The organism is Lactiplantibacillus nangangensis, from assembly GCF_005405065.1.
In the GTDB taxonomy this organism is placed as follows: Bacteria; Bacillota; Bacilli; order Lactobacillales; family Lactobacillaceae; genus Lactiplantibacillus; species Lactiplantibacillus nangangensis.
On the sequence record NZ_BJDI01000016.1, the window covers coordinates 33,269 to 46,534 of the forward strand.

Sequence of the window (13,266 nt, forward strand, 5' to 3'; positions counted from 1 at the left end):
GGTCAAGTTGAAATAGGAAACTTTTTTCACAAGTGAACAATCACTGTTATTGCAAGGCTATCTATGGTATTCTAACAATAATTTTCACAAATAGGAGCGAGCAAAAAAATGGCAGATAAAAAGTATTATGGCGCCGACGCAATCGTTGACAGTCTGGCAAATCATGACGTTAAATACGTTTTTGGGATTCCCGGCGCTAAGATTGACCGCGTTTTCGAACGTTTAGAACACCCTGTTAATCCTAAGAGCCCCAAGTTGATCGTGACACGCCATGAACAAAACGCCGCCTTTATTGCGGCAGGGATTGGTCGAATCACCGGTAAACCAGGGGTCGTTATGACCACTTCTGGTCCTGGTGCTAGTAATTTAGCGACCGGCTTAGTGACGGCCACGGCCGAAGGTGATCCAGTTTTGGCCATTTCTGGTCAAGTACAACGGGCCGATTTACTCCGGTTGACGCATCAAAGCATGGATAACGCGGCCTTATTTGAACCAATTACGAAATACAGTGCCGAAGTCCAAGAACCTGAGAACGTCTCAGAAGTGATTGCGAACGCCTATCAATCAGCGGTTGCTGCTAAACAAGGGGCTAGTTTTGTCAGCATTCCCCAAGATGTGACCGATTCAATTGTCCGGACACCGGTCATTAATCCGTTGCAAGCACCAAAATTAGGGCCAGCCAGTCCGGTTGAAGCGACCTTATTGGCACAAAAAATCAAAGCGGCCAACTTACCAGTTTTGCTTGTTGGGATGCGGGCATCTTCACCAGAAGTCACACAAGCGATTCGGAACTTAGTGAAAGCAGCTAACTTACCTGTTGTTGAAACATTCCAAGCGGCTGGGGTCATTTCACGCGACTTGGAAGCAGATCACTTCTTTGGACGGGTCGGCTTATTCCGGAACCAACCGGGCGACATGTTATTGAAGAAATCTGATTTAGTGATTGCGGTCGGTTATGATCCAATCGAATATGAACCACGTAACTGGAACGCTGAAGGTAACTCCCGTATTGTTGTGATTGACGCTATGCGTGCCGAAATTGATCATAACTTCCAACCAGAGACTGAATTGGTCGGCGACATTGCGCAGACGTTGGACTTCTTGTTGCCATACATGAACGGCTACGATATTAGTGTAACGTCCAAAGCTTATTTACGTGAGCTACAAGAAAAATTGAAGACTCGCGATTTTGTCCCTAATATTGATGCCGATTCGACACTCAGTCACCCCTTATCAGTTATTGCCGCGTTACAACAACGCGTGACGGATGAAATGACGGTGACAGTCGATGTAGGGAGCTTTTACATTTGGATGGCGCGCCATTTTCGAAGCTACGAACCACGGCATCTCTTGTTCAGTAATGGGATGCAGACACTTGGGGTAGCTTTGCCATGGGCGATTGCGGCGGCGTTAGTTCGACCAAATACGCAAATCGTGTCAGTTTCTGGTGACGGTGGCTTCTTATTTTCAAGTCAAGAATTGGAAACGGCAGTTCGCTTGAATTTAAACATTGTCCATTTGATTTGGAATGACGGCAATTACGATATGGTGAAATTCCAAGAAGAAATGAAGTATGGTGAAGATGCGGCGGTCAGCTTTGGCCCCGTTGACTTTGTAAAGTACGCTGAAAGCTTTGGCGCTAAAGGCCTCAGAGTTGATCAGCCGAGTGATTTGGAGGCTGTGCTCGATAAAGCGTTCAAGACTAAGGGTCCCGTTGTTGTGGATATTCCGATTGATTATTCCGACAACAAAGCCTTAGGTAAAACAATGTTGCCTGATCAGTTCTATTAGACTGATAAATTTTTGACGGTTGTCAAATTGAAATGGCTTTTGTATAATGGTTGAGTATATCGAAAGAAGAGGACGCGGTTAACAAGAGTAGCTGGTCGGAATCGGGTAACCGATGGTGATCATCAGTGAAAGGGGCAACTGCCGAAATAGGTTTGACTGTTACCGTCAAAGCTGTTGGGCCTTGGTTGAATAAATCAAGGACTGTCGCAACTGGGACTCAGTTGCGGGGCGCTATCGACGATGAAATCAGCATTTAACATGATATCTGATTAAGTCTTTTTGCGCAGTTTGCAGAAGGACTTTTTATTTTGGATTGTGATGCCAGAATCGGTGGAAACACTTTTAGATATAAATAAACGACTCTAAGTTAAATCTTAATTGACGAATCAACAAAATCAGTGCTGACTTGCCACTCTGGTTGGGCCAAAATTGGCTGGAACGTGGTGGCCACGGTTGTGAGCCAAAGGGCGGTCTCACAAGCCGGGCTTTATCTAAGACGGAAAATCACCGTCTAAGATAAACTTCACCACTGAGCCAGTTTTGGCCCGCCCGACGTTGAATCCTGTTTGGAAAGGAAAGAACGAATCTAGCCGAGAGGTTGTCAGTCACTATCAGGATTAATGAAAGAGTCAAACATTTTTTGGAGGTTTCTGCATGGCAGAAGAACAACAGCATGAAGTGAAGCGCTCGTTACAGACGCGCCATCTCTCCATGATTGCATTAGGCGGTAGTATTGGGACTGGTTTGTTTGTGGCATCCGGTTCCGCGATTTCAACGGCTGGTCCAGGTGGGGCCTTGTTAGCTTATGTTGGGATTGGGATTATGGTGTATTTCTTAATGACCAGTTTAGGTGAAATGGCGACTTATTTGCCGGTTTCAGGGTCATTTTCAACTTATTCCACCCGCTTTGTGGATCCCGCACTAGGGTTTGCAATGGGCTGGAATTATTGGTTTAACTGGGCGATTACCTTGGCCGTCGATATTAGTACGGCAGCAATCGTCATGCAATTTTGGTTGCCACACGTTCCAGGATGGATTTTTAGCTTGATTGCTTTAATCTTGATTTTCACGATCAATGCCTTATCAGTCCGGTCATTTGGTGAAACGGAATATTGGTTATCCCTCATCAAAGTGGTTACTGTGTTAATCTTCTTGGTAGTCGGGGTACTCACAATTTTCGGAATTATGGGCAGTAGTGCCACTGATCTCAGCAACTTCACCTATAAAAAAGCCCCATTTGTTGGTGGGATTCCGACGATTTTGAGTGTGTTCGTGGTCGCTGGTTTCTCATTTCAGGGGACTGAATTAATTGGGATTACAGCTGGCGAATCCGCCACGCCTGAAAAAAGTATTCCCGCTGCCATTAAACAAGTTTTCTGGCGAATTCTACTATTTTATATCTTGGCGATTTTTGTCATTGCGGCAATCATTCCTTACACGTCGAAAGATTTGTTAGGGTCGTCTGCGAGTGACATCGCCATTAGTCCGTTTACGTTAGTGTTCAAAAAAGCCGGTTTAGCCGCGGCAGCAAGTATTATGAATGCGGTCATCCTAACGTCTGTATTATCGGCAGCTAACTCTGGGATGTATGCGTCAACGCGAATGCTGTACTCACTTTCAAAGCAAGGTTATGCCCCGAAGACATTTGGCCGCGTCAATGGTCGGGGAATTCCAATCATGGCGTTGTTTGGGACGACAGTCATCGGTTTGTTGACTTTCTTATCCAGCATGTTTGGCGATCGTATTTACATTTTCTTAGTTTCAGCGAGTGGGTTGACCGGTTTTATCGCTTGGCTAGGCATAGCCATTTCACATTTGCGTTTCCGGCAAGCTTTTGTTAAACAGGGGCACGATGTCAGTGAGTTGCGCTATCATGCAAAGTTGTTCCCATTTGGGCCATTATTTGCGTTCTTTCTCTGTTTGGTGGTTATCATTGGGCAAGACCTGCACTCGTTTGCGACCTTAGATTGGCAAGCCATTGGTGTCACTTATATGAGTATTCCATTATTTGTCGTGTTATTTTTCTATTACAAAATTCGTTATCATACAAAATTGATTCCGTTGGATAAAGTTGATCTGACCAAGCATCATTTGGATGACTAGTTGAAAATTGTGTCTGAGCGAGTTCGCTCAGGCCCTTTTTTTAGGGTAAGGTTGACAGTGACTAGTGGATGGTTCAAGATAGTTTTTACGCTGAGCGATGAAAGCTTCAGCGAGTGATAACTATTCTTATGACAGTGAGTTTTATTAATCGGATCACAAGCAAGAAAGGCAATGAGAGAATTTGAAAAAAACGATGATTACTGGACTAGCACTGATCGCATTAACCGGTCTGCTGGGTGGTTGTGCAACCGGCACGAACACCAAAAAGGCGGCGACAGCTAGTTCCACTAAGACGGTCAAAACACAGACTAAACGCCAAAAATTAATTAGTGAGCTGCCTAAGGGCGTCAAATCAACGGATACAGCGCTATTGGTCGTAAATAAATGGCATAAATATAATGAGTTGCGTTTTAGCAAATCGACGATTAATGGTATCCCAGTTCGTAGCTCAATTGTGAAGCCATTGACGGCCTTTTTGGATGGTGCTAAAGCGGCTGGCTATCCAGCAACCTTAGTTTCCGGTTACCGGTCCGTTGAGTATCAAAAGACCGTGTGGGACCAATCCATTCAATCGTACGAAAATCAAGGTAAGACGGCTAAACAAGCCTTAAAATTAACGCAGGAGTTTGTCGCGGTACCGCGCGGGAGTGAGCACCAAACTGGGCTGGCCGCTGATGTGATGAATACGAAGTGGTTCAACGCCAACGGAAGTCAGTTGCTCTCGAAATCAGACCAGGCTGCTGGGCAAAAATGGTTGATCAAACATGCACCAGATTATGGCTTTGTTTTACGGTTCACTAAGACTGGTGAAAAATCGACCGGTATTGAGTATGAATCCTGGCATTTCCGTTATGTTGGTCAAAAGAGTGCGGCCTTCATGACCAAGCACAATTTAACGCTGGAACAGTACGTGTCGTTGCTGAAAGCACGCGAAAAAGCCGCCAAGTAACTTGCAACTAGATATTGCATTTTACGGACCGTGTGCGTACAATATGTAGTGTTGCTTTTAATAAACAGACGAAATATTGCTTATGAATAAAGGAGAGAACCCCATGCTTGTAATGTCAGGAACAATCGGTGCCGGCAAGACCAGTTTGACGCAATTAGTTGCCGATCACTTCGGCTCAAAAGCGTTTTACGAATCCGTCGATGACAATCCTATTTTGCCATTATTTTATAAGGATCCTAAAAAATATGCTTTTTTACTCCAAATCTACTTTTTAAATAAACGACTTGGTAGTATCAAATCAGCATTTGCCAACGATTTGGATGTTTTAGATCGTTCAATTTTTGAGGATTCATTATTGTTTCATTTGAATAGCGACTTAGGCCGTGCCACGAGTACGGAAGTTGATATTTATGATTCTTTACTAAAAAATATGATGCAAGAATTGCCAGAAGCACCTCACCAAAAAAATCCTGATTTATTGATTCACATTAATATTTCGTTCGATACGATGTTGAAACGAATTCAAAAGCGGGGCCGTTCATACGAACAGATCGATCAAGATCCAGATTTGTATAAATACTATGAAACATTGAATGATCGTTACACACAATGGTATGCCAATTACGATCACAGTCCTAAGATGCAAATCGATGGGGACAAGCTTGATTTCGTCGCTGATCCAGCGGCGCGCGACCAAGTTATTAAATTAATTGATGATAAGGTTGCTAGTTTAGCTTAGTTGCCTTATAGTAATAGCAGAATATTAAACACGGCGCGTTTTAAGTAGACAGTCAGAGAACCGGTGGTTGGTGTGAACCGGGTGTCGAAACTCCGACGCGACAATGTGGGCAGGTAATACTGCACGGCAGAGCCGTTATCCGTTTAAGGGTGGGATTCTTTGTAATCCTGAACTTGGGTGGTACCGCGAATCGCAGTCTCTTCGTCCCAATCTGGGAGGAGAGACTGTTTTTTTATCGCAAATTTTAAGGAGGATTTTTAGATGTTAGATGTCAAACAAATTCGTCAAAAACCAGATTTCTTTAAAGAACAGCTTGGTCACCGCGGTGTGCCAGCTGAACAGATTGATGCTTTGATCAAAGCCGATGCAGATCGCCGTGACTTGATTGCCAAGAGTGAACAATTGAAGTCGACCCGGAACCAAGTCTCTGGTGAAATTTCACAATTGAAACGGAACAAGGAAGATGCCAGTGCACAAATTGCCGAAATGCAAAAAGTTAGTGCTGAAATCAAAACCTTGGATGAAGATCGTCGTCAAGCGGATGCCCAAGTACAAGATATGGCCGCACATTTACCAAACGTGCCACATCCAGATGTTCCTGTTAGCTTAAACGAAGACGATTCTGTGGAATTACGTCGAATCGGCACCCCACGTCAGTTTGACTTTGAACCAAAAGCTCATTGGGAACTTGGTGAAAGCCTTAATATCTTGGACTTTGAACGTGGTGCCAAGGTTTCTGGCAGTCGTTTCTTGTATTACATGGGTGATGGCGCTAAGTTGGAACGGGCCGTCTACAACTTCTTCTTGGACCAACATGAAGCGGAAGGCTATACCGAAGTCTTACCACCATACATGGTTACCGATGAATCGATGTACGGTACCGGTCAATTTCCTAAGTTTAAGGATGATGCTTTCCGGATCACGACCCAAGATTTGAGCTTGATTCCAACTGCTGAAGTGCCACTGGTCAACTATTACCGCGATGAAGTGATTCCAGCTGAAAAGTTACCGGTTTACTTTACTGCGTTGACGCCAGCTTTCCGTGAAGAAGCTGGGAGTGCTGGTCGTGATACCAAAGGGTTGATTCGATTACATCAATTCAACAAGGTTGAAATGGTTAAGTTCACGAAGCCTGAAGACTCATGGGATGAACTTGAAAAATTAACCAACAATGCTGAATCACTATTGAAGAAGCTCGGTTTGCCATACCACGTCATCACCTTGACGTCTGGTGACATGAGTTTCACCGCCGCAATGACCCATGACTTGGAAGTTTGGTTCCCAGAACAGAACAAGTATCGTGAAATTTCGAGTTGTTCAAACTGTACCGATTTCCAAGCTCGTCGTGCACACATCCAATACCGTGATGACGATGGCAAACTCCAATTTGTCCACACGTTGAACGGGAGTGGTTTAGCTGTTGGTCGGACGGTTGCCGCCATCATGGAAAACTATCAAAATGCGGATGGTTCAATTACGATCCCTGACGTTTTGGTGCCTTACATGCATGGTAAGACTAAGATCACAAAGAACTAGTTTATTTTTAAATAAGGTCCAATTCTAGCAGTCCAGTATGGCTTGGTATATGTCCAAGCTGTGGTGGGCTGCTTTTTTGGTATAATGACTTGTTTATCAACTCGTAGTGGCTTAGAATCGTGAGAAAGAGCGTCACAGTGACTATTAGGATAGTGAGGATGAGGACTATCAAAAATTTGACAGTGCCGAAGCCGGTTTGAAGGCACTATACGAGTAATTGCTGCTTATTTGCAGCTAGGTTGAAAGTGTTTTTTGTCGTGAATCTAGTAATATAGCCGTTGCGAATGAAAAAATGTCATCGTGATGGGGCCGTCACTCGGAATTGCAGTGTTGTAGGGAAAATCAGTTAAAGAACGTCAATTCCAGCCGACAAGTCGTGTCATTGAGCCGTCCAGCAAGGTGAATCAGTCAAGTACCCCCAGATTTTTTGGGGGTCACAACTTGCTAATTTTGATTGATTCAGTGCCTAGTCACTCAGAACAGTTGATTAGCTGTAGGTTGTTGTTGATAGCATCGGTCGTGTGGGTGGCGTAAGACCGGTGATTTTCCGGTCTTACGCCACGGACCGGCCGGGAGATTTGCGGTTTGGGCAACCCTTCCAGACAGGGGACCAAGACGTTTCTGGCTTGGCCCGGTCCCGCGACCACATGTTATCAGCGACAACCGGAAGCGGCAAATTTTAACAGTCAGTCTTTAGTGACTGGATTTCGAACAGCCTAACTACTGAATATATTCAACAAGTTGAAGCTGAAATTCGGTCATTAAAGTGGTCTGATTATGCTGTAAGTGGCTGATTCCTAAAAAATATCATCATTTTCAATGAATTATTTCAAAAAAATGGACGGCTTAAAACGTTGATATAATAGTAATTCCATTGATAAATAACCAAACAAGTCAAAAAAGTTGCATTTAGGGGTTTGCAGATTTTGTGACCAGTGCTATAATATTTCTTGTCGGAAAAATATGCGTTTCAAAAGCATATTTATCCAAAAAGATTTAAAAAAGATGTTGACAGTTATTCAACATGATGGTAAAGTTAAATAGTTGTCACGGCTTAACAGTAAGCACTGCTTGGAACGACAACAAGGCATGATTGATTATTAATCATGCGGGTGTGGCGGAACTGGCAAACGCGCTAGATTTAGGTTCTAGTGTCTTACGACGTGGGGGTTCGAGTCCCTTCACCCGCACATGCCGACTTAGCTCAGTTGGCAGAGCATCTCACTAGTAATGAGGAGGTCGGAGGTTCGAATCCTCTAGTCGGCATTTTCCATCAATTAAATAGTTTTTATGCGGAAGTAGTTCAGTGGTAGAACATCACCTTGCCATGGTGGGGGTCGCGAGTTCGAATCTCGTCTTCCGCTTTTATGTTGCCGGGGTGGCGGAATTGGCAGACGCACAGGACTTAAAATCCTGCGGTTAGTGATAACCGTACCGGTTCGATCCCGGTCCTCGGCATTTTAAATATGCACCCATAGCGCAATTGGATAGAGTGTCTGACTACGAATCAGAAGGTTGTAGGTTCGACTCCTACTGGGTGCATTTAGTATCGGGAAGTAGCTCAGCTTGGTAGAGCACCTGGTTTGGGACCAGGGGGTCGCAGGTTCGAATCCTGTCTTCCCGATCGATCAAAACAGTCTTAGTTATTATAACTAGGGCTTTTTATTTAAAGTTTTAACGGGAAGTAGCTCAGCTTGGTAGAGCACTACGTTCGGGACGTAGGGGTCGCAGGTTCAAATCCTGTTTTCCCGATTATGACTAAACCACGAAAAAATCCAGTCAATTGGCTGGATTTTTTTGTGCCGTTTTTTAATGAGATTGGTTGTGTTGTTGATAGTCGGCGATGACGGTCAATAAACGGTCGATATCTTGCGGCTGAACGTCACCAATCGAGCCGATTCGAAAACTGGGGGTCGTCGTGACTTTGCCAGGATAGATGACGAAGCCGCGAGTTTTCAAAAACTGATAGAAGTGGTGAAAGTCGAAAGCTGGCGTCGGGTAATTAAATGAGGTAATAATCGGCCCTTGAATGGCTGGCTGAATGATTAACGTAAAACCGAGCCGTTGCATCCCAGCACTCAAACGTTGTTGATTTTCACAATAACGCTGATAACGTTTGGTGACACCACCTTCAGCGGTCAATTCGGTCAACGCCTGTGCAAAGGCATGGACGACATGGGTAGGTGACGTGAAACGCCATTTGCCTGGAAATTTGGTCATTGTTTGCCATTGCTCATAGAGATCGAGGCAGAGTGACCGTGCATTCCCTGCTGTTTTCGCGAGTGCTTGCTGCTTAGCAATGATAAATGCAAACCCAGGAACGCCTTGGATGCACTTGTTGGAACTACTAATGAGGTAGTCACAGTCTAATTCATCAATGTTCAGCGGGACCCCGCCGAAGCTCGACATCGCATCAATGATACTGACAATATGGCGGGCTTTTAGCAGCGGCATGATTTCTTCGATAGGATTCAAAATACCGGTGGTAGTCTCACTGTGAATCATGGCAAAGTGAGTCACTTCTGGATGCTCAGCCAAGGCTTGGGCAATCTTGTTAGGATCGACAGCTTGGTCTTCGTCAAAACAAACATCAATATGTGGGATTTGATAATAGGCGGCAATTTCGCTGATGCGTTGGCCGTAAGCGCCGTTGATAGCAATCATTAAGAGGGCGCCTTGACGTGGAATCGCCGTCCCAATTGTGGCTTCAACGCCATAACTGCCACTACCTTGTAACAGCACACTAGTATAGGTCTCGGGGTTGGCGTGGGCGACGGTTAGCAGTTGAGCGCGGACTTTCTCAGTAATCTCTCGGTAGTCTTGATCCCAAGTACAGTAGTCGATTTGCATAGCGGCTTTGACCGTGGCTGTCGTGCTGAGTGGACCAGGGGTTAGTAATAAATAAGGTTGTTTCATAATTTTACTCCTCTAATATTGAGTTGCGTCTGACTGATTCAGCGTGGTAATCAAATCAGGCAGTTCCGCAATGGAAGTTAAGACGAAGTCGGCCTGGACGCCGTGATATTGGTCACTGACGTGTTGACGGGCAGTAGTTTGTTCTGCCGGAGTCAACGCGGAAAATTCAGCTTCGGTCAGGCCCATTAAATTGCTACCATCGACGAGCCCAACGCCTAGGCAACCAGCATTCTTGGCTTCCAGAATATCGTTGATCGAATCACCGACTTTTAAAACTTGAGCGCGGTCCGTCACGGCAAGCAGATCGCAAGCTCGGGCCAACATTGCGGCGGCTGGTCGTCCGACACCTTTAGTTTGTTCAGAGGTCACGTTGACGCTGGGCCGATAGCCTTGTTCAGCAGCCACTGGCAAAACGATGTTGAGCATATCAGCGTCGTAGCCGGAAGTGGTGCCAAAAGGCAGCTGATGGTCGGTTAAATAGGTTATGACACTTGCCATCCCGGGCTTGAGCTTGGCAAAGTTTGGTAGCTCGCTCAGTAATCGCTGCTTAAAGTCGTGATAGAGCTGTTCACGGTCAGTGGCAGTTGGGTCACGGTGGTAAAGCTGTTGCCATGTTTTTTGGACGTCAGGGAGCGCCATGATTTTGCGAATATGCTGCGCTTTATCTAGGCCCATATCACGGCGGATTTCAGCGACGGTTAAGGTGATGCCAGTTGCTTTAAACGCTTGTTGAAAGGCAAAAATTGGTGCTTGACTCCCATAATCGATGGTCGTACCCGCCCAATCGAAAACTACTGCTTGTATTGTCATCTTAAAAGACCTCGTTTTTTAGTTTTGTTTGAGATAGTGTCCCCGAAGTTGAATTGAAATGATTTCTAGGACAACGGCGACCGCTAAGAGTAGGTAAACAATCAATCCAACTTCATGAAAGTTAAAGTAGAAACCACTGGCCATGAAGAGGTAATACCCAATATCATTCGCGCCAGCTGCGGCACCAACCGCAACGGCATTGGCAAAGTTGATTTCAAATCGAATGAAAGTCCAACTCAGCAGTGCGGGAATAATGGAAGGCAGAATCGCTTGGAAAACGATCGGCCAAAAACGGACACCACTGGCTTTGAGCGCTTCAATCGTTTCTGCCGGGGTGGCTTCAATGCTTTCAGAGTATGCTTTGACGAGATAAGCGATACTGTGAAAAGTTAATCCAACGACCGCGGCACTGGCGCCTAAGCCCATCACTACGGAATAGATCAGAACCCATAAGATGGTCGGAATCGCCCGAATAAAGGCCATGGCGGCTTTGATCGTATTTGCCAGCCAGGCTGGGGCTAAGTTACGCGCCGCCCCCATCGCAATGAAGAAAGCAAAGAGCGCGCCGAGAATGGTCGTTAGTAGTCCTAATGAGATACTGGTCACCAAAGCACGTAAGAGCAGCGACCAAGTGTCTTGACCAACACCTGGATGCAAAAACATGATGTTGAGATTGTTACCTAGCGAGCTCATTGCAGAACTGATTTTTAAGCCGGCAGTGTTCAACGTGAGTAACGCGTACAAGGTGATGAGTGTTAAACCGCCCAACACGGTACGCAAGATGCGACGCGGTCGGGTCAGTAGAGACAATTTGGGTGGGAGTGAGATTGGGGCTTGTTTGACAGTCTTCATGCGATCGCCTTCCTAATTCTGGTTGACGTGAGTTCGAGTGCAATGACGAGTACCGCAATCAGGAGCACGATCAGACCCGCTGCATCGTAACGGAAACTTTTAAAGTAGTAGTTAAATAAGAAGCCAATCCCAGTCCCAGTCAAAATGCCAACCAAGGTTGCATCCCGTAAATTGTTTTCAATCATATAGAGGAGCCAACTCATCAAGGTCGTGGCGACTTCTGGCAAGACCCCACAGAAAACACATTGTAAATAAGTCGCCCCAACTGCGCGTAACGCATTCAGTTTTTCGGGGTCCAGGTCCTCGATAGTTTCCGTGAAAGCCCGGGTCAAATAACCAAGTGTCATGAAAAATAAGGCTAGAAAACCGGTGAAATCACTTTGTTTAAATGAAAACAGTAAGATCATCGACCAAGCGACAACGGGAATGTTGCGGACTAGCGAGGCCCCTAAACGCACGATGACGCGCCAATAAGGGGCTGGGGCAGTGGGCTTCGCACCCAAGACGGCAAAGAAGAGACTGAATAAGCCGGCACAGATGGTCGAAGCAATTGAGACTAGCAACGTTCGCCACAATTGAAACGAGATGGCCCCCAGATAAGATAGGGAGCGTTGTGTGGGGATAAAGTTTTTCGCTAACCAAATCAGTCCAGCAGGTACTTGGGCGAGCGAGGACATGGTTTGAAAATTAACTAAAACCATGGATAGCCAGTAAATTCCGATTAGGATTAAGAGGATGATCAATAATTGGCGGTTTCGACGCCGGAAGAATTGTTGTGGTGTTGGTTTAGTTGGCATCGGCAGTCACCGCCTTAGTTTCTGGTTGACGGTAGATGGCTTGGAGTTTCTCCGGGGTAAGCGCACGTTCGGGGCCTTCGAAGACAATGGTCCCTTGGTTGATTCCAACGATATGGTCTGCGTAAGTCTGAGCGATATCGAGTTGATGTAAGTTGATGAGAATGATGAGTTGTTTACTCTGGGCCAATTCGCGCAAGATATCCATGACAAGCTTGGTTGATTTGGGATCCAATGACGCAATCGGTTCGTCACAAAGGATCATTTTGGGATGCTGCATCAAAGCTCGGGCAATGCCGACGCGTTGCTGTTGACCACCACTGAGCTGGTCGCAACGTTGCAAGGCAAAATCAGCTAAGCCGACATCCTGTAGCAATTTGGCGGCTTCATTTTTTTCAGTGGCACTGTACAGGCCAAGCATGCCGGCAAAAGTTGATTTTGCACCGAGCCGACCGTGCAAGACATTTTCAAGGGCTGTCAGGGGGCCAATTAAATTGTAATTTTGGAAGATCATGCCAATATGATGACGGATGCGTCGTAGGTCGGACTTGTTCGCTTGGCGGATATCTTCATCATCTAGAAGAATCTGACCGGCATCATCCTTGATCAGTTGATTGACACTACGTAAAATCGTGGTCTTACCGGCACCGGATGGCCCAATAATGGCGGTGACCTCACCAGGCTTGGCTGTGAAGCTCACAGCCTTCAAGGATTGTTTCTGGCGATTGTAAGATTTATCGAGATCAATGACTTTTAACATGGCGAGTTCCTTTCTG

Annotated in this window: 10 protein-coding genes, 7 tRNA genes and 1 riboswitch; of the genes, 12 read left to right on the forward strand and 5 right to left on the reverse strand. The window is 45.7% G+C overall.

The annotated features are described in order from the left end of the window. Positions 1 to 108: 108 nt before the first annotated feature. From alsS to FFM70_RS11980, 12 genes are all read left to right on the forward strand, one after another. A complete protein-coding gene (gene alsS, locus FFM70_RS11925; RefSeq protein WP_137617085.1) occupies positions 109 to 1,791 on the forward strand; it encodes an acetolactate synthase AlsS in 1,683 nt (560 codons plus the stop codon). A 58-nt stretch (positions 1,792 to 1,849) separates the two neighbouring features. Then, a riboswitch (Lysine riboswitch) is annotated at positions 1,850 to 2,033 on the forward strand. A 412-nt stretch (positions 2,034 to 2,445) separates the two neighbouring features. Further along, on the forward strand, positions 2,446 to 3,894 hold the full coding sequence (locus FFM70_RS11930) for an amino acid permease (protein ID WP_137617086.1): 1,449 nt from the start codon (positions 2,446 to 2,448) through the stop codon (positions 3,892 to 3,894). Positions 3,895 to 4,075: 181 nt separating this feature from the next. Then, positions 4,076 to 4,843, forward strand: a complete 768-nt coding sequence (locus FFM70_RS11935) for a M15 family metallopeptidase (RefSeq protein ID WP_223877493.1) — start codon at positions 4,076 to 4,078, stop codon at positions 4,841 to 4,843. A gap of 103 nt (positions 4,844 to 4,946) precedes the next feature. Then, positions 4,947 to 5,582, forward strand: coding sequence for a deoxynucleoside kinase (locus FFM70_RS11940; protein WP_137617087.1), 636 nt, complete (start codon positions 4,947 to 4,949; stop codon positions 5,580 to 5,582). A gap of 261 nt (positions 5,583 to 5,843) precedes the next feature. After that, positions 5,844 to 7,118, forward strand: coding sequence for a serine--tRNA ligase (serS, locus tag FFM70_RS11945; protein ID WP_137617088.1), 1,275 nt, complete (start codon positions 5,844 to 5,846; stop codon positions 7,116 to 7,118). 1,108 nt (positions 7,119 to 8,226) lie between these two features. After that, positions 8,227 to 8,308: transfer RNA gene (locus FFM70_RS11950), tRNA-Leu, on the forward strand. A gap of 3 nt (positions 8,309 to 8,311) precedes the next feature. Beyond that, positions 8,312 to 8,384 (forward strand) — tRNA-Thr (locus FFM70_RS11955). Positions 8,385 to 8,410: 26 nt separating this feature from the next. Then, positions 8,411 to 8,482: transfer RNA gene (locus tag FFM70_RS11960), tRNA-Gly, on the forward strand. An 8-nt stretch (positions 8,483 to 8,490) separates the two neighbouring features. Next, positions 8,491 to 8,576: transfer RNA gene (locus FFM70_RS11965), tRNA-Leu, on the forward strand. Between the two features lie 10 nt (positions 8,577 to 8,586). Then, positions 8,587 to 8,660, forward strand: a tRNA-Arg gene (locus tag FFM70_RS11970). 8 nt (positions 8,661 to 8,668) lie between these two features. Then, positions 8,669 to 8,742: transfer RNA gene (locus FFM70_RS11975), tRNA-Pro, on the forward strand. A gap of 54 nt (positions 8,743 to 8,796) precedes the next feature. Continuing rightward, positions 8,797 to 8,870, forward strand: a tRNA-Pro gene (locus tag FFM70_RS11980). Between the two features lie 57 nt (positions 8,871 to 8,927). On the opposite strand, the gene phnW is transcribed toward FFM70_RS11980, so the two are convergent. From phnW to phnC, 5 genes are read right to left on the reverse strand one after another with little or no spacing between them, the layout of a single operon-like run. Beyond that, entirely contained in the window at positions 8,928 to 10,034 is a 1,107-nt protein-coding gene (gene phnW, locus FFM70_RS13970) for a 2-aminoethylphosphonate--pyruvate transaminase (RefSeq protein WP_223877494.1), read from the reverse strand. Between the two features lie 12 nt (positions 10,035 to 10,046). Beyond that, positions 10,047 to 10,844 (reverse strand): phosphonoacetaldehyde hydrolase, encoded by a 798-nt coding sequence (gene phnX, locus FFM70_RS13975; RefSeq protein ID WP_223877495.1) that lies wholly within the window; start codon positions 10,842 to 10,844, stop codon positions 10,047 to 10,049. Positions 10,845 to 10,862: 18 nt separating this feature from the next. Then, positions 10,863 to 11,696, reverse strand: coding sequence for a PhnE/PtxC family ABC transporter permease (locus tag FFM70_RS11990; protein ID WP_137617089.1), 834 nt, complete (start codon positions 11,694 to 11,696; stop codon positions 10,863 to 10,865). Continuing rightward, entirely contained in the window at positions 11,693 to 12,493 is an 801-nt protein-coding gene (phnE, locus tag FFM70_RS11995; protein WP_137617090.1) for a phosphonate ABC transporter, permease protein PhnE, read from the reverse strand. The genes FFM70_RS11990 and phnE overlap by 4 nt, the downstream gene beginning before the upstream one ends. After that, positions 12,483 to 13,250 carry a phosphonate ABC transporter ATP-binding protein gene (gene phnC / locus FFM70_RS12000; protein WP_137617091.1) on the reverse strand — a complete coding sequence of 256 codons (768 nt, stop codon included), beginning with the start codon at positions 13,248 to 13,250 and terminating at the stop codon, positions 12,483 to 12,485. Before phnC ends, phnE begins: the two co-directional genes overlap by 11 nt. Positions 13,251 to 13,266: the final 16 nt, after the last annotated feature.